At 72.3% G+C, this 21,593-nt stretch carries 13 protein-coding genes; all 13 read left to right on the forward strand.

Going from position 1 to position 21,593, the window contains the following annotated elements:
* Window positions 1-44 precede the first annotated feature (44 nt).
* Window positions 45-1,859 carry a methylmalonyl-CoA mutase family protein gene (locus tag C3492_RS25745; protein ID WP_103814463.1) on the forward strand — a complete coding sequence of 605 codons (1,815 nt, stop codon included), beginning with the start codon at window positions 45-47 and terminating at the stop codon, window positions 1,857-1,859.
* A complete protein-coding gene (gene scpA, locus C3492_RS25750; protein ID WP_103814464.1) occupies window positions 1,859-4,033 on the forward strand; it encodes a methylmalonyl-CoA mutase in 2,175 nt (724 codons plus the stop codon). The genes C3492_RS25745 and scpA overlap by 1 nt, the downstream gene beginning before the upstream one ends.
* A 6-nt stretch (window positions 4,034-4,039) precedes the next feature.
* Entirely contained in the window at window positions 4,040-5,047 is a 1,008-nt protein-coding gene (gene meaB, locus C3492_RS25755; protein WP_103814466.1) for a methylmalonyl Co-A mutase-associated GTPase MeaB, read from the forward strand.
* A gap of 662 nt (window positions 5,048-5,709) precedes the next feature.
* On the forward strand, window positions 5,710-7,188 hold the full coding sequence (locus C3492_RS25760; protein WP_181140547.1) for a sugar transferase: 1,479 nt from the start codon (window positions 5,710-5,712) through the stop codon (window positions 7,186-7,188).
* Window positions 7,189-7,261: 73 nt separating this feature from the next.
* Complete coding sequence (locus C3492_RS25765; RefSeq protein WP_103814470.1) at window positions 7,262-8,587, forward strand: nucleotide sugar dehydrogenase; 1,326 nt, start codon at window positions 7,262-7,264, stop codon at window positions 8,585-8,587.
* The gene (locus C3492_RS25770; protein WP_103814546.1) at window positions 8,577-9,842 is read left to right on the forward strand and encodes a glycosyltransferase family 4 protein; all 1,266 of its coding nucleotides are present in this window, start codon (window positions 8,577-8,579) and stop codon (window positions 9,840-9,842) included. The genes C3492_RS25765 and C3492_RS25770 overlap by 11 nt, the downstream gene beginning before the upstream one ends.
* A complete protein-coding gene (locus C3492_RS25775; RefSeq protein ID WP_103814472.1) occupies window positions 9,839-11,209 on the forward strand; it encodes a polysaccharide biosynthesis protein in 1,371 nt (456 codons plus the stop codon). Before C3492_RS25770 ends, C3492_RS25775 begins: the two co-directional genes overlap by 4 nt.
* Window positions 11,206-12,726 carry a Wzz/FepE/Etk N-terminal domain-containing protein gene (locus C3492_RS25780; protein WP_103814474.1) on the forward strand — a complete coding sequence of 507 codons (1,521 nt, stop codon included), beginning with the start codon at window positions 11,206-11,208 and terminating at the stop codon, window positions 12,724-12,726. Before C3492_RS25775 ends, C3492_RS25780 begins: the two co-directional genes overlap by 4 nt.
* 3 nt (window positions 12,727-12,729) lie before the next feature.
* Window positions 12,730-14,685 carry an asparagine synthase (glutamine-hydrolyzing) gene (gene asnB / locus C3492_RS25785; RefSeq protein WP_103814476.1) on the forward strand — a complete coding sequence of 652 codons (1,956 nt, stop codon included), beginning with the start codon at window positions 12,730-12,732 and terminating at the stop codon, window positions 14,683-14,685.
* Window positions 14,682-16,862, forward strand: a complete 2,181-nt coding sequence (locus C3492_RS25790; protein WP_103814478.1) for a bi-domain-containing oxidoreductase — start codon at window positions 14,682-14,684, stop codon at window positions 16,860-16,862. The genes asnB and C3492_RS25790 overlap by 4 nt, the downstream gene beginning before the upstream one ends.
* Window positions 16,859-18,802, forward strand: a complete 1,944-nt coding sequence (locus tag C3492_RS25795; RefSeq protein WP_103814480.1) for an alginate lyase family protein — start codon at window positions 16,859-16,861, stop codon at window positions 18,800-18,802. The genes C3492_RS25790 and C3492_RS25795 overlap by 4 nt, the downstream gene beginning before the upstream one ends.
* A gap of 14 nt (window positions 18,803-18,816) precedes the next feature.
* A complete protein-coding gene (locus C3492_RS25800; RefSeq protein ID WP_103814483.1) occupies window positions 18,817-20,352 on the forward strand; it encodes a right-handed parallel beta-helix repeat-containing protein in 1,536 nt (511 codons plus the stop codon).
* 1 nt (window position 20,353) lies between these two features.
* Window positions 20,354-21,592, forward strand: coding sequence for a hypothetical protein (locus tag C3492_RS25805; protein ID WP_103814485.1), 1,239 nt, complete (start codon window positions 20,354-20,356; stop codon window positions 21,590-21,592).
* Window position 21,593: the final 1 nt, after the last annotated feature.

The following is a 21,593-nucleotide window of genomic DNA, read 5'->3' on the forward strand; positions in this document are numbered from 1 at the left end:
CGTGCTCCGCCCTGGCTCCGACACCCTGCCCTAGCATCCGAGCCATGACGGTCCTGCCTGACGACGGGCTCTCACTGGCCGCCGAGTTCCCTGACGCGACACATGAGCAGTGGCAACGCCTGGTCGAGGGCGTCCTGCGCAGGTCGGGCAAGGAACTGACCGGCGCGGCAGCCGAGGACGCCCTGTCCACGACGCTGGAGGACGGGCTGCGCACCCGGCCCCTGTACACCGCGCGCGACAGCGCGCCCGACCCCGGCCTGCCGGGCTTCGCCCCCTTCGTGCGGGGCAGCCGCCCGGAGGGCACCAGCACGAGCGGCTGGGACGTACGGCAGCGGCACACGGCACTCGCCGACGGCACGGCCGACGCCGTGCTCGCCGACCTGGAGAACGGCGGCACCTCCCTGTGGCTGGTGCTGGGCGAGGGCGGCATCCCGGTCTCCGAGCTGGGCCGCGCCCTCGACGGCGTCTACCTCGATCTGGCACCGGTCGCCCTGGACGCGGGCCGCGACACCGAGGCCGCCGCCGAGGCGCTGCTGCGGCTGTACGACGACAGGGGCGTCGCCCCGGAGGCCGCCCGCGGCAACCTGGGCGGCGACCCGCTCGGGTACGAGGCCCGCACGGGCACCGCCCTGGACTTCGCCCCCTTCGCCGCCCTGGCCGTCCGCTGCGCCGAGCGGTACCCGGGCGTGCGGGCGCTGACCGTGGACGCGCTGCCCTACCACGAGGCGGGCGGCTCGGCCGCGCAGGAGCTGGGCGCCTCGCTGGCCACCGGCGTGGCCTACCTGCGGGAGCTGACCGGGGCCGGGCTCGGCGTCGACCAGGCCGCCGCCCAGCTGGAGTTCCGCTACGCGGCCACCGCCGACCAGTTCCTGACCACCGCCAAGCTGCGCGCGGCCCGCCGGCTGTGGGCGCGGGTCGCCGAGGTGTGCGGAGCGCCGGCCGCGGGCGCGCAGGTGCAGCACGTGGTGACCTCGCCGGTGATGATGACCCGCCGCGACCCCTGGGTGAACATGCTGCGCACGACGGTCGCGACGCTCGCCGCGGGGGTGGGCGGCGCGGACTCCGTGACGGTGCTGCCGTTCGACCACGCGCTGGGCCTGCCGGACGCGTTCGCGCGCCGGATCGCCCGCAACACCTCCTCCATCCTGATCGAGGAGTCCCACCTGGCCCGGGTCGTCGACCCGGCGGGCGGCTCCTGGTACGTCGAGCGGCTGACGCACGAACTCGCCGAGGCCGCCTGGCAGTACTTCCGGTCGATCGAGCGCGACGGCGGCCAGGCGGCCGTCCTGCGCTCCGGCCGGCTGCGCACCGACCTGGCGACGACCTGGGCGGAGCGCTCCAAGCGGCTCGCCAAGCGACGCGAACCCATCACCGGGGTCAGCGAGTTCCCGCTGCTGGCGGAGAAGCCGGTGGAGCGCGCGCCCGCGCCCGAACCGCCGTCCGGCGGGCTGCCGCGCGTGCGCCGCGACGAGGCGTTCGAGGAGCTGCGCGCCCGCTCCGACGCCCATCTGGCGGCGACCGGCGCCCGGCCGCGGATCTTCCTCGCCACGATCGGCGCGGCCGCCGAGTACACCGCCCGCGCGTCCTTCGCCGCCAACCTCTTCCAGGCCGGCGGCATCGAGCCGGTCACCGAGGGCCGCTTCGAGGACAGCGGCGCCACCGAGGCCGTGCTGTGCTCCAGCGACGCGCTCTACGCCGAACAGGCCGAGGAGACCGCGAAGGCGCTGCGCGCGGCCGGTGCCCGGCACGTGTTCCTGGCGGGCCGGGGCGACTACACCGGCATCGACTCGTACGTCTTCGCGGGCTGTGACGCCGTGGACGTCCTGTCCGCGACCCTCGACCGCATGGGAGTGTCCTGATGGGAATCCCCGACTTCTCCGGCATCGAGCTGGGGACCCCGGTCGCCGACGCCACCGAGGGCGAGTGGCGCGCGGCCCTGAAGCGGGCCACCGGCGGGGCCGAGCCGCTGTGGGAGACCCCGGAGGGCATCGGGGTCAAGCCGCTGTACACCGGCCGTGACCTGGAGGGCCTGGACTTCCTGGGCACCTACCCGGGCATCGCGCCGTACCTGCGCGGCCCGTACCCGACGATGTACGTCAACCAGCCCTGGACGATCCGCCAGTACGCGGGCTTCTCCACCGCCGAGGAGTCCAACGCCTTCTACCGGCGCAATCTGGCGGCCGGCCAGAAGGGCCTGTCGGTCGCCTTCGACCTGCCCACGCACCGGGGTTACGACAGCGACCACCCGCGCGTGACCGGTGACGTCGGCATGGCGGGCGTGGCCATCGACTCGATCTACGACATGCGGCAGCTCTTCGACGGCATCCCGCTGGACAGGATGACCGTGTCGATGACGATGAACGGCGCCGTGCTGCCGGTGCTGGCGCTGTACATCGTGGCGGCGGAGGAACAGGGCGTACCGCCCGAGAAGCTGGCCGGAACCATTCAGAACGACATTCTGAAGGAGTTCATGGTCCGCAACACCTACATCTATCCGCCGAAGCCGTCGATGCGGATCATCTCCGACATCTTCGCGTACACCTCGCAGCGGATGCCCCGCTACAACTCCATCTCCATCTCCGGCTACCACATCCAGGAGGCGGGCGCGACGGCCGACCTGGAGCTGGCGTACACGCTCGCGGACGGAGTCGAGTACATCCGCGCCGGCCGGGAAGCGGGCCTGGACGTCGACGCGTTCGCGCCGCGGCTGTCCTTCTTCTGGGCGATCGGCATGAACTTCTTCATGGAGATCGCCAAGCTGCGCGCGGCCCGGCTGCTGTGGGCGAAGCTGGTGCGGCAGTTCGACCCGAAGAACACCAAGTCCCTCTCCCTGCGCACCCATTCGCAGACCTCGGGCTGGTCGCTGACCGCGCAGGACGTGTTCAACAACGTCACGCGTACGGCCGTGGAGGCGATGGCGGCGACCCAGGGCCACACCCAGTCGCTGCACACCAACGCCCTCGACGAGGCCCTGGCGCTGCCGACCGACTTCTCGGCGCGCATCGCCCGCAACACCCAGCTGCTCATCCAGCAGGAGTCGGGCACCACCCGGGTCATCGACCCGTGGGGCGGCAGCGCCTATGTGGAGCGGCTGACGTACGACCTCGCCCGCAAGGCGTGGGCGCACATCCAGGAGGTCGAGCAGGCGGGCGGCATGGCGCAGGCCATCGACGCGGGCATCCCCAAGCTGCGCGTGGAGGAGGCGGCGGCCCGCACCCAGGCCCGCATCGACTCCGGGCGGCAGCCGGTGATCGGCGTCAACAAGTACCGCGTCGACAGCGACGAGCAGATCGAGGTCCTCAAGGTCGACAACTCCTCGGTGCGCGCCCAGCAGATCGAGAAGCTGCGCCGGCTGCGGGCGGAGCGGGACGAGCGGGCCTGCCGGGACGCCCTGGACGCGCTCACCCGGGCGGCCGACGGCAAGGAGAACCTGCTGGAGCTGGCCGTGCGCGCGGCACGCGCCAAGGCGACGGTCGGTGAGATCTCCGACGCCCTGGAGAAGGTGTACGGGCGGCACGCGAGCCAGATCCGTACCATCTCCGGCGTGTACCGCAACGAGGCAGGACAGTCCCCGTCCGTGGACCGCACCCGGGCCCTGGTGGACGCGTTCGAGGAGGCCGAGGGGCGCCGGCCGCGCATCCTGGTCGCCAAGATGGGCCAGGACGGCCACGACCGCGGCCAGAAGGTGATCGCGACCGCCTTCGCCGACCTCGGCTTCGACGTCGACGTCGGCCCGCTGTTCCAGACGCCGGAGGAGGTCGCCCGGCAGGCCGTCGAGGCGGACGTGCACGTGGTCGGGGTGTCCTCGCTGGCCGCCGGTCACCTCACGCTCGTCCCCGCGCTGCGCGAGAAGCTCGCCGAGGAGGGCCGCGAGGACATCATGATCGTGGTCGGCGGGGTGATCCCGCCGCAGGACGTGCCGACCCTGCGGGAGATGGGCGCGGCGGAGGTGTTCCTGCCGGGGACCGTGATCCCGGACGCCGCCCACGACCTGGTGAAGCGCCTGTCGGCCGACCTCGGCCACGAGCTGTAGGCCGCGATGGCCGCGATCGATCTGGACACCTATGTGAAGGGTGTGCTCGACGGGAAGCGGGCCCTGGTGGCCCGCGCCATCACGCTCGTCGAGTCCACCCGGCCGCAACACCGGGCGCTGGCACAGCAGTTGCTCACCGAGCTGCTGCCGCACAGCGGCCGGGCGCGGCGCATCGGCATCAGCGGGGTGCCCGGTGTCGGCAAGTCGACGTTCATCGACGCGTTCGGCACGATGCTGACCTCGCTGGGCCACCGGGTGGCGGTCCTCGCCGTCGACCCCTCCTCCACCCGCACGGGCGGCTCCATCCTGGGCGACAAGACCAGGATGGAGCGCCTGGCGGTCGACCCGGCGGCCTTCGTCCGCCCCTCCCCCAGCGCGGGCACGCTGGGCGGGGTCGCGAAGGCCACCCGGGAGTCGATGGTGGTGATGGAGGCGGCGGGCTACGACGTGATCCTGGTCGAGACCGTCGGCGTCGGCCAGTCCGAGACGACGGTCGCCGAGATGGTCGACTCCTTCCTGCTGCTGACGCTGGCCCGCACCGGTGACCAGTTGCAGGGCATCAAGAAGGGCGTCCTGGAGCTGGCCGACGTGATCGCCGTCAACAAGGCGGACGGCCCGCACGAGCGCGACGCCCGGGCGGCGGCACGGGAGTTGGCGGGCGCGCTGCGCCTGATGCACGGCAAGGACGCCTTCTGGACCCCGCCGGTGCTGCACTGCAGCGCCCGCGAGTCGACCGGTCTCGACACGGTCTGGGAGCGCCTGGAGCAGCACCGCACCCTGCTCGACTCCACCGGCCGGCTTGCCGCCAAGCGCCGGGACCAGCAGGTCGGCTGGACCTGGGCGATGGTCCGCGACGAACTCCTCGGCCGGCTGCACGCCGACCCGGCGGTCCGCGCGACCGCCCCGGACCTCGAACAGCAGGTCAGGGAGGGCCGGTTGACGGCCACACTGGCGGCGGAACGCATTCTGGCGGCTTTCGAGGGCCGTACGGTGCCCATCGCCCCCACGGAATGAACTCCGTTGTTCATCCGGCGAATCAGGGGAAGGCGCAGAGCGAACAAGCGCGCGAACTTGTGAACATCAGTTCCTGAAGTTGCGTGAGGGGCCGCCGGGAACCAGTGAGGACCGGCCATACCGCGGCACGCGGATTTCGATCACGCCGGTCGGCCCCTCCCTCCCCAGCTGTTCATAGAAACCGCAGGTCAGCGGCCACAGCAAAGACGATCACGCCGCAGGGAAACCGCTTCCGGGGCCGGATGAACCGCTGGGGCGCGCGGTGGCGCAAAGGCGCCCGTGGGCGGTCACCGGTCGGCGGACCAAGCCCCAAAAGCTTGAGCACAAATTCCACACATCCTCTCTTCAGATCGGCCCCGATGGTCTAGATTGACCGTGCTTCAGCTGTTCGGACACGAGGCGACCAATAATGATCTTTAAGTCCGGCGCTACGGAAAGCCAGCAGTCGTGTCCCCGGCGCCAGACGTATTGATGATCGATTCCGGGAGCCCGAGACGGGGCCTTGGGTGCGGGGAGCACCCGCGGTTCCGAAACAGCCGGGACGGCATGCGCGGGGGGCGGGGGCCTCCCGGGGGAGGAACAGTACGGGAGGCGGGGGTCTCCCGAGGGGGCGGAACAGTGTTGGGCGAACACGTCGAACCACTGGGACCTGGGGGGGTTCTGTGCGGCAAGGGGGACTTGTCAGCCCGTTTCCGTCGGCGCGCGAGCGTCTGGCGAACGGGGCGATCAGCCGGCCCGCGAACGACTGGGAGCAGCGGTACCGCCGTACCGTGATCATCAGCGACACCCTGGCCACCGCCATGGTGGTGGCGGCGATCGGCAACTTCTTCGGGGCCCGGGACGCGGCCAACTGGCACGAGAAGTGGGGGATACTCGCCTTCGGCACCGAGCTGCTGGTGCTGGGCGCCCTCGCGGTGAGCCGGGCGTGGGCCCCGGCCGTGCTCGGTCAGGGAGCCGAGGAGTTCCGGCGGCTCGGACGCTCCCTGTTCATGGCGACCGTCGTGCTGGCGCTCGGCGGGATCGCCCTCACCTCACGCAACATCAAGCTCTGGATCTTCGTCGCGGTCCCCGCGATCGCGCTCGTCGCCATGACCGCGCGGTACCTGCTGCGGCTGTGGCTGCACAAACAGCGCAAGGAAGGACGGTGCCTGCGACCGGTGCTGGCCGCCGGGAGCGTGGCCACCGTGCGCGACCTGATCACCCGGACCCGCAAGTTCCCGCACCTCGGCTGGCGCGTGGACGCGGTGTGCACGACGGACGGTCTCGGTCTCGACGGTGACGAACTGGACGGAGTGCCGGTCGTCGGCCAACTGGCGGACGTCGCCAAGCACGTCCACCACGACGGCTACCGTGTCGTCGCGGTCACACCGGACCCGCACTGGTCACCGGACCGGCTGCAACGGCTGGCCTGGAACCTTGAGGGCAGCGACGCCGAGATGGTCGTGGCCCCCGTGCTGATGGAGGTGGCCGGCCCCCGGCTGCACGTCGACGCCGTGCTCGGCATCCCGCTGCTGCGGGTCAGCATGCCGACCTTCACCGGGGGCCGCCGGGCGGTCAAAGGGATCGTCGACCGACTGGGCGCGGCGCTCCTGCTGCTGTTGTTCGCACCGCTGATGGTGTTCGTCGGGCTGCTCGTGGTGGCGGACAGCCGGGGCGGGGCGTTCTACCGCCAGCGCAGGGTCGGCAAGGACGGCCGCGAGTTCACCATGTACAAGTTCCGGACCATGGTCGTCGGGGCCGACGGGGCACGTGCCGAGCTGGCCCACCGCAACGAGGGCGCCGGCCCGCTGTTCAAGCTCCGCCGGGATCCGCGCGTGACCCGGGTCGGAACCGTGCTGCGCCGGTACTCGCTCGACGAGCTGCCGCAGCTGTTCAACGTGCTCACCGGATCGATGTCGCTCGTCGGTCCACGGCCTCCGTTGCCGGAGGAGTGCGCCGCGTACGACCCGGACATCCGGCGGCGGCTGCTGGTCAAGCCCGGACTCACCGGGCTGTGGCAGATCAGCGGACGCAGCGACCTGTCGTGGGAGGAAGCGGTCCGCCTGGACCTGCGGTACGTGGAGGACTGGTCGCTAGCCCTGGACACAGTGATCTTGTGGAAGACGCTGCGTGCGGTGCTCTACGGGCAGGGCGCCTACTGATGCGCGGGGGCCGTCGTACGGCCGGACGCGCTGACCGCAGGCCACAGGGCCTGCCTGGGGGGAGGAACGGGTCATGAGAGTCAGCGTTTTCGGGCTCGGCTACGTGGGCTGCGTGTCGGCCGCGTGCCTGGCCAGCATGGGTCACGAGGTCATCGGGGTGGACGTCAACCAGGTGAAGGTCGACCTGGTCAACGACGGCAAGGCCCCGGTGGTCGAGGAGCGGATCGGCGAGCTCACCGCCGAGGTCGTGCGGAGCGGAGCGTTGCGCGCCACCAGCGACGTCCGCGAAGCGATCATGAACAGCGAGGTGTCGCTGGTCTGCGTGGGCACACCGTCGGAGCCCAACGGCAGCCTGTGCACCACGTACCTGGAGCGGGTCACCGAGCAGATCGGCGCGGCTCTGGCGGCTCGTCATGGGCGCAGCGGGCGGCACACCGTCGTGTTCCGCAGCACCATGCTCCCGGGCACCTGCCTGAACCTGCTGGTGCCGATCCTGGAGAAGACCGTCGGCGGCACGGCCGGGGTGGACATCGGGGTCGCGGTCAACCCGGAGTTCCTGCGCGAGGGCACGAGCGTGCGGGACTTCTTCGACCCGCCCAAGACCGTCATCGGCGAGCTCGACCCGGCGAGCGGTGACGCGGTGCTGGCGCTGTACGACGGCCTGCCCGGAGAGGTGTTCCGGGTGCCGGTCCCGACGGCCGAGGCGATCAAGTACGCGGACAACGCGTTCCACGGCCTCAAGATCGGGTTCGCGAACGAGCTGGGCGCGGTGTGCCAGGCGCTCGGGGTGGACTCGCACCAGGTGATGGACGTGTTCCTGGCCGACCGCAAGCTGAACATCAGCCCCGCCTACCTGCGGCCCGGCTTCGCCTTCGGGGGCTCCTGCCTGCCCAAGGACCTGCGCAGCCTGGTCCACGCGGCACAGCGGGCCGACGTCTCGGTGCCCATCCTCGCCCATGTGCTGCCCTCCAACTCCGACCATCTGCAACGCGCGGTGGACCTGGTCGAGCGCACCGGCAAGAGACGCATAGGCATGTTCGGGCTCTCCTTCAAGCCCGGCACCGACGACCTCCGTGAGAGCCCGCTCGTCGAGCTGGCGGAGAGGCTCTTCGGCAAGGGGTACGACCTGCGGATCTACGACGCCAACGTGAACCTCTCCCGGCTGATCGGCGCGAACCGCGAGTACATCGAGAACCGGCTGCCGCACCTCGCTCAGCTGCTCGCCAACTCCGTCGGCGAGGTGCTGGAGCACGCCGAGGTGTGCCTGGTCGGGACCCGGGACCCGGCCGTGCTGGCGGCGCTGCCCCAGGGTGGCGGCCCGGTGCTCGTCGACCTCGTCCGCCTCCCCGACGCCGAGGCGCGCCGGGCCGAACCGGGGTACGTGGGCCTTGCCTGGTGACGCGACCGGCGGCGCCGGGCCGGCCCGGCGCGCGCTGATCCTGGTGGAGAACCTGTCCGTGCCGTTCGACCGGCGGGTGTGGCAGGAGTGCACGACGCTGCGCGACGCCGGCTGGGAGGTGCACGTCATCTGCCCCCGGGGGACCAAGCGGGACACGGAGGCGGAGGCGGTGATCGACGGGGTGCGGATCCACCGCTACCCGCTGCGCGCGGCCACCGGAGGTCCGGCCGGCTACCTGAGGGAGTACGGATCGGCGCTGTGGCACACGCTCCGGCTGGCCCGCAGGGTCGGCCCGGTCGACGTGGTCCACGCCTGCAACCCGCCCGACCTGCTGTTCCTGCCCGCTCTGTGGCTGAAGCGGCGCGGGGCGCGGTTCGTGTTCGACCAGCACGACCTGGTACCCGAGCTGTACCTCTCCCGGTTCGACCGGGGCAAGGACCTGCTCTACCGCGCCGTGTGCGCGCTGGAACGGCTGACCTACCGGGCCGCGGACGTCGTGCTCGCCACGAACGAGAGCTACCGGGGCGTCGCGGTGCGCCGTGGCGGCCGGCGGCCGGAGGACGTCTTCGTGGTGCGCAGCGCGCCCGACACCGACCGGTTCCAGCCGGTGCCGCCCGAGCCGGAGCTGAAGCGCGGCAAGCCCCATCTGCTGTGCTACCTGGGCGTCATGGGCCCGCAGGACGGCGTCGACTACGCCTTGCGGGCCCTGGCGAAGCTGCGCGACGAGCTGGGGCGGACCGACTGGCACGCGGTGTTCGTCGGCGCCGGCGACACCTTCGACGCGATGGTGGAGCTGTCCCGGCGGCTCGGGCTCGCGGAGCAGGTGCAGTTCACCGGGCGCGTTCCGGACGCCGACCTGGTGCGCTACCTGTCCACCGCGGACGTGTGCCTCTCCCCCGACCCGCTCAATCCGCTCAACGACGTGTCCACCATGAACAAGGTCCTGGAGTACATGGTGATGGGCCGGCCGATCGTCTCGTTCGACCTGAAGGAGGCGCGGGTCTCCGCCGGTGACGCCGCCGTCTACGCCCGCGCCAACGACGAGGCCGAGTTCGCGGGGCTCATCGCGCTGCTGCTGGACGATCCGGAGCAGCGGGCCCGGATGGGCAAGCTCGGCCAGGAGCGGATCGGCGGGCCGCTCTCCTGGCGGAACTCACAGGCGTCGCTGCTCGCCGCGTACGACGCTGCCTGCCGTGACCACGCCCCGGTGTCGGCGGGCGACCCGGGCCGGGCAAGGAAGAGGCCGCGCCGTTGAGCGATGACACGATACGCCTGGTCACGATCGGGCGGATACTCCGTCGGCGCGGGCGGTTCCTCGCCGTCCTCGCCATGGTGGGGGCGCTCGTCGGCTACGGCGCCTCTGTGCTGTTTACGCCGCGGTACACGACGTCGGCCTCGGTCCTGCTGCCCGGACAGTGGGAAGAGCGCGAACTGCTCACCCAGGTGGACATCGCGACCAGTTCGACGGTGGTCGACCGCGCCGCGGCCGCGCTCGACTGGCCGGGCGTGAGCGGCGCCGAGCTGCGGGACCACGTGTCCGCCAAGGCCGCCGACGGGAACATCATCAAGATCTCGGGCACGGCCGACACCCCGGAGCGCGCGCAGCGGCTCTCCGACCAAGTGGCCGACCAGTTCGTCAAGTTCGCGGCGCGGATCGCGGGCGGCGCCGGCGGCGCCAAGGCGGACACGGCGCCCGAGGCGCTGCGGAAGAAGGTCGAGGAGACCAACCGCCGCATCAGCGAACTGGCCGACGCGGCCGATCCGGGGCAGACCGTCGAGAGCGTGCAGGCCCGCACCGAGCTGGAGAAGCTGCGCACGTCGCTGGAGGAGGCCATGACGAAGCTGGAGCAGGCCGACCCGGCGGACACCGTGGCCGGCATGGTCGTCATGGGGCCGGCCGCCCGCCCGACCGGCGAGGCGCCGCCGACCAGGGTGCAGCTCGTCGTCGCCGGGGCGCTGCTGTTCTTCCTGCTCGCGGTCATCGGCCATCTCGTCGCCGCACGGGCGAACCGCCGGCTGCGCACCGAACCGGAGATCGCCGCCGCACTGGGCTCGGCGCTCCTCGGCACCGTCGACGTGCCCGCCGAACGGCGCGGCAGGCGCCGGCCGGAAGACCGCGGCCCACGAGCCCGGATCCGCCGGCTCCTCGGCGTCGACACCCGGTGGGACCTCCCGGTCCCGCGGACATCCGGCGACGAGGCTCGCCGGCGGATCCGCTACCGGCGGGTGTGCGCCCGGCTCCGCACCCAACTGCCTTCTCCACGGCGGCTGCTGGCGGTCGTACCGGACGGCGACGAGATCGCCCGCCGGGCCGCCGAGCAGCTCGCCGCCGAGGCCAAGAGCGACCCGCAGCTACGGGTGGTCGGGGTGTCGGTGGACCGGCCGGTCGTGCCGGACAGCGACACCGAGTCCGGCGCCCTGGTCGTCCTCAGCACGGGGAGCTGGACCGCGGAGGAGCTCGCCGGCATCGCCGAGGCGTGCGCGGACGGCCGGCACGAGGTCGTCGGCATCGTCGTCGCCGGCATGGTCCGGACCCGTCCGGCGAAGACGGACGGCCGTCCCTCGGACGAGGCCACTCTGGCGCTCGCGGTCCCCGGCCACGCGACGGGAGGTTCAGCGTGACGACGAGCACGACACCGGAGTCGTCGGCCACCACCCCGCTCCTCGACCTGCAGGCGCTGGTGGTCGCGGTCCGCAGGCGCCGCCGCCTCTGGTGCGCCATGGCGCTCCTCGGACTGCTGGCCGGCGCGGCCGTGGCGGTCCTGATGCCGCCGCCGCCGACCGCGGTCACCAAGGTGCTGGTCGCGCACAAGGAGGACCAGCCGAACGACACCGGAACGCTGATCCGCACCGATGTCGAGGTGTTGGGAACCACGCGCATCGCCGAGAAGGCCCTGCGCTCCCTCCACTCCGCCGAGGACCCCGAAGACTTCATGCGGGACTACCGGGGCGCCGGCGTCACCAACAACCTGCTGAAGATCACCGTGACGGGTGACAGCGACACGGAGGCGGTGGCGCGGGCGAAGGCCCTGGCCGACGCGTTCGTCGCGGACCACGTGCGCAGGATGCGAGCGACGGCGAACGCCGAGGCCAAGGCCCTGCTCGACCAGCGTGACCGTATGAAGGACGAACTCGCCCAGGTCAACAAGGACATCGGAGACCGGTCACCTCAGACGGCGACCGACCCGCAGGAGTCGGCGAGCATCGAGTCGCTCTTCGCCCGCCGGGCCGAACTCACCACGCGGATCGCCGACTTCAACCAGCGTGCCGAGGAGGCGCGGGTCGGCACGCCCCAGGTCGTCGCCGGCACGGAGATCGTGGACGCCCCGCGCCCGGTGAAGCACTCGCTGCCCAGGGCCGCCGCCACCGACGCCGCGATCGGGCTCGTCCTCGGCCTCGTCCTCGGGCTCGCCCTCGCCGCGGTCGGCGTCGTGGTCGCCGACCGCCCCGTGCTGCGCCGGGACATCGCGGCGCACCTCGGCGCCTCGGTCATCGCGGAGCTGCCCCACCGGCCGGACAGGCGCCGGCAGCGCCGACGGACCCGGGTGGCACGCGAACGGCTCACCGCCCACCTCGCGCGCACCGTGCGCGGCTCCACGGAACCGGTGTCACTGCTGGAACTCGGATGTGCGCGCGGCACGAGCGTGATCGCCCTCGACCTCGCCAGGGCGCTGGCGGCGGACGGGGCGGTGACCGTCATCGACGGTCTGCCCGGCCCGCAGCTCGCGGACCGCCGCCCGAAGCCCGGAGACCCGGCCGTGGTCAGCGGCGAGCGCGCCGCGGCCGTGCCGCCTCAGGAGCGCCGGCTCGGCGTCGGCTCGGTGGCGCCCGGCACGGCGTGGACCGACCTCCAGTACCTCGGCACGCAGACCGTGCTCGTCGTCCGTGCCGGCCACGGCAGCGCCGCGTGGCTGCACACCGTGGCGCGGCAGCTCGCGGACCAGCACATCGCGGTGATCGGTGTGGTGCTGATCGACCCCGATCCACGGGACCGGACCGACGGCACGTTGTGGGACGGGCTGCACACCGCGCTCCGCGGCCGGAGCGAGCGGCCGGCCCAGCAGAGCGGCTGGCGGCGGACGGAGCGGCAGCCGATGTGGGCCGCACGGGGCGCGGACAACGACCAGGAGGCGCGGTAGGACATGTGTGGCATCGCGGGTACGTACCGCTGGCCGGACGGCAAGATCATGACCGACCGGCTCACCGACATCCTCGCCCACCGCGGTCCGGACGGGGCGGGCCGGTACAGCCACCGGGCCGGTGACGGCGAGGTGCACCTCGGGCACCGTCGGCTGGCCATCATCGACCTGTCCGAGACCGGCGCCCAGCCGATGGTCTCGGGCGGCCTCGCCCTGACGTACAACGGCGAGCTGTACAACGCGCCCGAGCTGCGTGCCGAGCTGGCGGCCGCCGGGGTGCGCTTCCGCGGCACCTCCGACACCGAGGTGCTGCTGGAGGCCTGGCGGCGCTGGGGCACCGACTGCCTGCCCCGGCTGCGCGGCATGTTCGCGTTCGGCGTCTTCGACGAGCGCACCGGCGAACTCGTGCTGGCCCGTGACCAGTTGGGCATCAAGCCGCTGTTCCTGCTCCGGCGCGGCGAGGGGCTGGTGTTCGCCTCCGAACTCAAGGCGCTCGCCGCCGTGACCGGTGGGCCGCTGGAGGTGGACCACGCGGCGCTGGTGGCCTCGCTGCTGTACTACTGGGTGCCGGACTCACGGTGCGCGTTCCGCGAGGCGGAGAAGCTGCCGCCGGGGAGCTGGCTGCGCTGCCGGGCCGACGGCTCGGTGGAACGCGGCCGGTTCTGGAACCTGAAGGACGTCGCCGCCGAGGGCCGGGAGCGGGCCCGGGCCGGTGAGCGGCCGGACATCGCCGCCGTCGTCGAGGAGTCCACCCGGCGCCACCTGCTCTCCGACGTACCCGTGGCGACCTTCCTCTCCGGCGGGCTGGACTCCAGCTATCTGACCGCGCTGGCGGCCCGCCGCCAGCCCGGGATCTCGGCCTACACGATCGGGTTCCGCGCCGAGGACGCCAGGTTCGAGGCGATGCCGGACGACCTGCGCCACGCCCGGCAGGTGGCCGAGCGGTTCGGCGTGGATCTGCATGAGATCGAGATCGCTCCGAACGTGCTCGACCTGCTGCCGCGGATGACGTACCACCTGGACGAGCCGATCGGCGACCCCGCCGCGATCAACACGTTCCTCATCTGCTCGGCCGCCCGGGAGGCCGGGGTCAAGGTGATGCTCTCGGGGATGGGCGCCGACGAGTTGTTCGCCGGGTACCGCAAGCACCTGGCCAACCTGCTCGCGCTGCGCTACCAGCGCGTCCCGCGGCCCCTGCGGCGCGGGGTGTCCGCGGCCGTGGACCGGCTGCCGGTCGCGACGAGCCGCCGGGGGTACCGGTCGGTGCGCTTCGCGAAGCGGTTCCTCTCCTTCGCCGATCTGCCGGAGGAGACCGCGTTCCGGCGCAGCTACACCCTGTACGACCAGGAGGAGCTGCTCGCCCTTCTCGATCCGGACCTGGCGGGGACGGTCGAGGAGGTGCTCACCGAGCACGCGGACACCTACGAGGACAACGACCTCGACGACTTCGTCAACCGCATGTGTCTGACCGACGCCCGGATGTTCCTGCCGGGTCTGAACCTCGCGTACACGGACCGCTCCAGCATGGCCGCGTCGACCGAGGTGCGGGTGCCGTACGTGGACGTCGAGGTGGTCAGGGCGGCGTTCGCCGTGCCCGGCGACCGCAAGATCGCCGGACGGCAGGGCAAGGCGGTCCTCAAGGAAGCGGCCACCTCGGTCCTGCCCCGGGAGATCGTGTACCGGCCCAAGGGCCTGTTCAGCGCTCCCCTGCGGGCCTGGATGAGCCGGGATCTGGCCCCGCTGGTGCGCGAGGTGGTCAACGACGGGGAGCTCGTCCGCTCCGGGTTCCTGCGCCGTGACGCGCTGGCGCGGATGGTCGCCGAGGACGCCGCCGGGCAGCGGGACTTCTCCAAGCATCTGTGGCACGTACTGACGCTCGAGTACTGGTATCGCGACGCGACCTCTGGGTCCGGCCAGAGCACTCGGTCGACGGCTCAGGAATCAGAGGAGTTCAAGTGAAGCAGGTAGTGCAGAACTACAAGAGCGGCGAGCTGGCGGTGCTCGACGTTCCGGTGCCGGGGTGCAAACCGGGCGGTGTGCTGGTCCGCAGCGCCTTCTCGCTGATCTCCACCGGCACCGAACTGATGAAGGTGTCCGAGGCCGGCATGTCGATGCTGGGCAAGGCCCGCTCCCGGCCGGACCAGGTGGCCAAGGTCATGCAGAGCGTGGCCACCAACGGGGTGCCCGCCACCTACCGCAAGGTGATGGGCAAGCTGGACTCCTACACGCCGCTGGGTTACTCGCTGTGCGGGGTGGTCGAGCAGGTCGGCACCGGCATCGACGACGTGAAGGTCGGCGACCTCGTGGCCTGTGCCGGCAACGAGCACGCGCTGCACGCCGAGCTGAACTGGGTGCCGAAGAACCTCTACGTCCCGGTGCCGGACGGTCTCGCCCCCAGGCACGCGGCCTTCGGCACCGTCGGCTCGATCGCGCTGCAGGGCGTGCGCCAGGGCGAGTCACGACTCGGCGAGGTGGCACTGGTCATCGGCCTGGGTCTGATCGGGCAGCTCGTGGTGCAGCTCCTGACCGCCTCGGGAGTGCGCGTCGTCGGCGCCGACCCCGACCCGGCGCGCTGCGAGCTGGCCGGGCGTCTGGGCGCCGCGGCCTGCGGAGACCCCGCGTCCGCGGCCGTGGAGACCGCCGTCGCCGAACTCACCGGCGGACACGGCGTGGACCAGGTGTACCTGGCCGCCGGCGGCGGCAGCAACCAGCCCGTCGAGCTGGCCGCCCGGCTCTGCCGGGACCGGGGCCGGGTCGTCGACATCGGCAAGTGCCGCCTGGACCTGCCGTGGAACGCGTACTACGAGAAGGAGCTCGACGTCCGGTTCTCCCGCAGTTACGGCCCCGGTCGCTACGACCCGGAGTACGAGCTGGAGGGACGGGACTACCCGATCGGCTACGTGCGCTGGACCGAGCGCCGCAACCTGGCGTGCTTCCTCGATCTCCTCGCCCGCGGCAGCGTCGACGTCGAGCCCCTGATCTCCCACGTCGCCGACTTCGACGACGCCGTCGAGACGTACCAGCGCCTGAAGGACGGTGACCTGAAGGCCGTGGCCGTGCTGTTCGAGTACCCCCGGCAGGAGGGGGAAGCGCGGGAGGCGGCGGCCCCGGCGGTGGCCGTCCCCGCGGTGAACATCGGACGCGGTGCGGCCCGGGCCGGCAACACGCCGGTGCGGCTCGCGTTCGTCGGCGCGGGCAACTACGCGACGTCGATGCTGCTGCCGCACCTGGCACAGCGCGACGGCGTGAAGCTGTCGACCGTCGTCACCACGACGGCGCTGTCCGCCACCAACGCGCAGCGGAAGTTCGGCTTCGACCGGGCGACCACCGATCTGGACGCCGTGCTCGGCGACACGTCCGTCGACGCGGTGTTCGTCGTCACCCGGCACAGCTCGCACGCCGAGCTGACCCGGAGGGCGCTGCTGGCCGGCAAGACCGTGTTCGTCGAGAAACCGCTGGCGCTCACCGAGGAGGAGCTGGCCGGGGTGCTCGCGGCGGTGGAGGAGTCGGGCAACGACCGGCTGCAGGTGGGCTTCAACCGCCGGTTCGCGCCGCTGCTGCGGGAGGCCAGGCAGCGGTTCGGCACCCGGACCGGTCCGGCGAACCTGCGTTACCTGGTCAACGCGGGCCGCCTCGACCACGGCAGCTGGTACCTCCAGCAGGGCACCGAGGGCTCGCGGTTCGCCGGCGAGGGCGGGCACTTCATCGACACGGCGAGCTGGCTGCTGGGCGCCGACCCGGTCTCGGTGTACGCGGTCGCCTCGTCCGGCAACGAGGACCTCCAGGTCGTACTGCGCTACCCGGACGGGTCCACGGCCACCATCAGCTACGTCACCAGCGGCCCGGCCGGCTTCCCCAAGGAGACGCTGGACCTGGTCGCGGACGGCAAGGCGCTGCGGCTCGACGACTTCGTCCGCGCCACGGTGTACGACCGCAAGCGGTGGGTCAGTTCGCGGCTGCCCAAGGCCCGTGACAAGGGCCAGAACGCCGAGCTGGCGGCGTTCGTCAGGGCCGTGCGGACCGGCGGGCCGATGCCGGTGCCGCTTGAGTCGCTGGTCGCCACCACGGCGGCCACCCTCGCCGTCCGGACCGGCCTGGCCTGCGGTGCGCCGGTGACGCTGGAGCGGGCACGATGACCATGAGCGCGGGCTGGTACCTGCGGCGGCTGTCCCGGATGGGACCGCGGGAGGTCGCGGGCCGGGCGGGCGACGCGGTGCGCAGACGGCGGTGGCGCTCGGCGCCGCCGGACTGCCCGGTCGTGACCGGCGCCCGGTTCACCGCCGTACTGCCCGCGGGGACGATCGCCGCGGTACCGCCGGACGCCGCCAAACGTCTCGTCGCCGAGGCGGACCGGCTGATGGACGGGCACGCCGAGTACTTCGGGGTGGTCCGCGACGACCTGGCCGACCCGGACTGGTCGTACGACCCGAGGACCGGGCGCCGCGCTCCGCGGGACTACGCCTTCGACGTGCCCTACCGGAACGAGGACGCGGTCGGGGACATCAAGCAGATCTGGGAGCTGTCCCGGCACCAGTACCTCACCGTGCTCGCCGCCGCCTACGCGATCACCGGGAACGAGCGGTACGCCGAGCGCGTGGCCGGGCACCTGCGGTCGTGGTGGGCGGCCAACCCACCGCTGCGCGGGGTGCACTGGACCAGCGGCATCGAGCTGGGCATCCGGCTGCTGTCCTGGGTGTGGATCCGCCGGTTGCTGGACGGCTGGTCCGGCGCGGCCGCCCTGTTCGAGGGCGACCCGGTGGCGCTGCACCAGATCTGGCACCACCAGCGCTGGCTGGCCGCCTTCCCCAGCCGGGGCTCGTCGGCCAACAACCACGTCATCGCCGAGGCCGCCGGGCAGTTCGCCGCGGCCTGCGCGTTCGACTGGTTTCCGGCGTCGGGACGTTGGCGGGCCGACGCGCTGCGGTCGCTGGAGCGGCACCTGCGCGGCAACACGTTCCTCTCCGGTCTCAACCGCGAGCTGGCCTCCGAGTACCACGGGCTGGTGCTGGAGCTCGGTCTGGCCGCGGTGGCCGAGGCGGACGCCGCGGGCGTGCCGGTCCCCGCGACGGTCCGCCTGGTGCTGCTGCGGATGACCGACGCGCTCGCGGCCGTCGTGGACAACCGGCTGCGGCCGCCGCGCCAGGGGGACGCGGACGACGGGTACGGCCTGGTCGTGGACGGCGCGGGCACCGACCGCTGGGGCTCGCTGCTGGCCACCGGGGACGCCGTGTTCGGCCGGCTGCCGTGGTGGCCCGCGGTGACCGGCACCGATGTGCGCACCCCGCTGCTGGCCGCGCTCATCAAGCGCACGGAACCGTCCGTGCGCCGCCCGGCGGACCGGCCGGCGCACTTCGCCGACGCGGGGCTCACCGTCCTGCGCGGGCCGGAGGAGATCTGGTGCCGCTGCGACGGCGGTCCGCACGGCTTCCTGTCCATCGCCGCGCACGCCCACGCGGACGCGCTGTCCGTCGAGGTCCGGCACGACGGGGTCGACGTGCTCGCCGACCCGGGGACGTACTGCTACCACGGGCAGCCCGAGTGGCGGCAGTACTTCCGGTCGACCCTCGGCCACAACACCCTGCAACTGGACGGCGGTGACCAGTCCGTCTCCGGCGGCCCGTTCCTGTGGACCCGGCATGCCACCAGCCGCGTCCTGGTCGCGGACACCTCCGGCGAGGGCGTGGCCCGCTGGTGCGCCGAGCACGACGGTTACCGGCCCTCCGTGCACCGCCGCAGGGTGGAACTGACGCCCTCCGAGCGGGAGTTGAAGGTGGTCGACGAGGTGCGCGGCCCGCGCCGGGCCGTGCGGCTGGCCTTCCACCTCGGCCCGGCGATCACCGCGGAACTGGTGGGGAACCGGGCACGGCTCAGCTGGACCCGGGACGGCGAGGACCGCTCCGCGGTGCTCGTCCTGCCCGGGGAACTGTCCTGGCGCGCGCACCGCGGCGAGACCGAGCCGCCGCTGGGCTGGTACTCCGCGGGATTCGGGCGCAAGGAACCCACCACCACGCTGGTCGGCACCGGTGTCGCCGACGGCGTGCGGGGGTTCACCACCGTACTGACGTTCCGCGGCTAGGGGGGAGGGGACCCGTGGGGATCACGTGCCGGCGTTGGGCGTTGCCGGCGGCACCGCTGGCGCTGACCCTGCTGGCGGTGACCGGCTGTACGAGCTCGTCGGACACACCGGCGAAACCGGCCGCCGCGCCCTCCGGACCGGGGGCCGCGTCAGCCGTGGCCCGGGTGTGCGCCGAGCCCGGGGCCCGGCCCGCCAAGGCTCCGGCGGGCGCGGTGACGGTCGACCCCGGCGTGGTCGGTGACCTGGCCGAGAAGACGAGGAGCAGTCCCCCGGGCACCACGTTCTGGCTGCGACCGGGCACGCATCGGCTGGAGCCGGAGCGCTACGCCCAGGTCATGCCCAAGAAGGGGGACCGCTACCTCGGCGCTCCGGGCGCGGTTCTCGACGGCGGGAGGAAGAACGCGTATGCGTTCAGCGGCACCGCCCCCGACGTCACCATCCGCTTCCTGACCGTGCAGCGCTTCGTCGCACCGACCGACGAGGGCGTGGTCAACCACGACATGGCCGACGGGTGGGTGATCGAGCACACCACGATCCAGGACAACGACGGCGCCGGGCTGATGGCCGGTGCCCGCCAGCAGGTCCGCGGCAACTGCCTGCGGGGCAACGGCCAGTACGGAATGAACGCGTACAAGACCGGCAACACCATCCGCGGCCTGGTGGTCGAGGGCAACGAGGTGGTCGGCAACAACACCGGTGACTGGGAGCGGCGCAGGCCCGGCTGCGGCTGCACCGGAGGCATCAAGTTCTGGGCCGTCGACGGCGCCGAGGTACGCGGCAACTGGGTGCACGACAACCGCGGGGCCGGGTTGTGGGCGGACACCGACAACAACGACTTCCGCATCGAGGACAACCTGATCGAGAAGAACGACGGCGCCGCGCTGATCTACGAGATCAGCTACAACGCGGTCATCCGGAACAACACGATCCGGCGGAACAACTGGGTCGAGGGCCGCAGGGCCGCCGAGCGCGGCGACGACTTCCCGTTCGCGACGGTCTACCTGTCCGAGGCCGGCGGCGAACCACGGGTCGAGGCCCGCACGGACAAGATCGACATCTACCGGAACGTGCTGGAGGACAACTGGAACGGGATCACGCTGTGGGAGAACGCCGACCGGTTCTGCAACAGTCCGGCCAACACCTCGTCCGGTGACTGCACGCTGCTGGTGAAGGACAAGAAGCGTTGCGTGAGACCGGCGATCGCCGTGGCACCGCTGTACGCCGACTGCCGCTGGAAGACGCAGCGGGTGGACATCCACGACAACCGCTTCGTCCTGGACAGGTCCGTCGTCAAGTGCACGGAGAAGTGCGACCGCATGGCGGTCCTCGCCAACTACGGCACCTATCCGGACTGGTCACCGTACAAGGGCAAGCGGGTGGCCGAGGCGATCACCCTCAGGCAGCACAACCGCTGGCACGACAACACCTACCGCGGAGCGTGGCAGTTCGTCGTCCAGGACCCGAGCAAGGTGCTCGACCCATGGCAGTGGCAGGGCCCGCCGTACCGGCAGGACGCGGGCAGCACCTTCCCGGAACAGGCAGGTGGTTGAGATGGACCGTGCCCCCGCCGCCCCACCGAAGGCCGTCGGGATCGTCTGGCTGCTGCTGGGCCTCAACACGCTCGGCTCCACCGGCGCGAAGACCATCGTCCCGCTGCCCCGCTCCCTCATCCAGCTGGTCACCATGGGCTCGCTGGTGGTCGCGTTCGCGCTGGCACTCGCGCTCAATGTGCGGCTGCGCGTCAGACCCAGCGCCTTCGTGTTCCTGCTCACCCTGCTGCTGGTGCCGAGCGTGATCTCCAGCGTGCACCTGGAGTCCGGGTTCGGCGCGCTGTTCCGCTGCACCCGGCTGGCCCTCTTCGTCGGCACCCTGTGGCTGGTGAGCCGCTGGTGGGACGGCAGTGTGACGTTCGTCCGCTACCACATCCGGATGTACTTCGCGGTGCTCGTGTCGGTGGCCGCGGGCCTGGCCATCTCACCGGGCGCGGCCATGCCCGAGCTCTACGGCGGACGCCTGGTCGGCGCGCTGTGGCCGCTCACCCCGCCGCAGATCGGACAGTACACGGCGGTGATCACCGGGCTGACCGTGCTGCTGCTCCTGGGCCGCCAGGTCGACCGGGCCGGTGCGGCGATGGTCATCGTCCCGTCACTCGTCCTCCTCGCTCTCACCCACACCCGGACGGCCACCGTCGGCCTGCTCGCCGGGCTGGCGTTGGCGATCGGCTCGCTCCTGCTGACCAGCGCCGCGGCCCGCCGGTTCTTCACCTGGGCGGTGCTGGTCGCCGCAGTTGCCGCGGTCGGGTTCGCCTCCGCGCTCCAGGCGTGGTTCCTGCGCGGACAGAGCAAGGAGAACTTCTCCAGCCTCACCGGCCGGGCCAAGGTCTGGGACGCCCTGCTGGCAGCGCCCCGGACGACCGGGGAGCGGTTCTTCGGCGTGGGCCTGGGCGACAAGTCGTTCGGCGGGCTGCCGATCGACAACAGCTGGCTGGCCGTCTACAACGAGCAGGGCCTGATCGGTGTCGCCCTCGTGGCGGCCGTCATCCTCGTGCTCGGCGGCGTCGCGCTGCTGCGCCCGCCGTCACTGCCGAGGGCCTGCGCGATCTTCCTGATCAGCTACGTCGCGATCTCCTCGTACACCGAGGCCGGCCTCGGCGACGCCTCGCCGTATCTGCTGCACCTGGCCCTGGCCGCGTCGCTGCTCGCGGCCCCCGCCACGGCCGCACCGCTGCCGACGCCCCCACTCCCACGACCAGGTGTCCCGCGCTGGGCCCGGGACCGGGAGGTGAGCTGAC

Source organism: Streptomyces sp. Ru62 (assembly GCF_002920615.1).
Lineage (GTDB): Bacteria > Actinomycetota > Actinomycetes > Streptomycetales > Streptomycetaceae > Streptomyces.

What these genes read in the sequence shown, in the direction of transcription:
- C3492_RS25805 (WP_103814485.1), top strand. Translation starts at nt 20,354, where the DNA reads ATGGACCGTGCCCCCGCCGCCCCACCGAAGGCCGTCGGGATCGTCTGG.
- scpA (WP_103814464.1), top strand. Translation starts at nt 1,859, where the DNA reads ATGGGAATCCCCGACTTCTCCGGCATCGAGCTGGGGACCCCGGTCGCC.
- C3492_RS25765 (WP_103814470.1), top strand. Translation starts at nt 7,262, where the DNA reads ATGAGAGTCAGCGTTTTCGGGCTCGGCTACGTGGGCTGCGTGTCGGCC.
- asnB (WP_103814476.1), top strand. Translation starts at nt 12,730, where the DNA reads ATGTGTGGCATCGCGGGTACGTACCGCTGGCCGGACGGCAAGATCATG.
- C3492_RS25795 (WP_103814480.1), top strand. Translation starts at nt 16,859, where the DNA reads ATGACCATGAGCGCGGGCTGGTACCTGCGGCGGCTGTCCCGGATGGGA.
- meaB (WP_103814466.1), top strand. Translation starts at nt 4,040, where the DNA reads ATGGCCGCGATCGATCTGGACACCTATGTGAAGGGTGTGCTCGACGGG.
- C3492_RS25745 (WP_103814463.1), top strand. Translation starts at nt 45, where the DNA reads ATGACGGTCCTGCCTGACGACGGGCTCTCACTGGCCGCCGAGTTCCCT.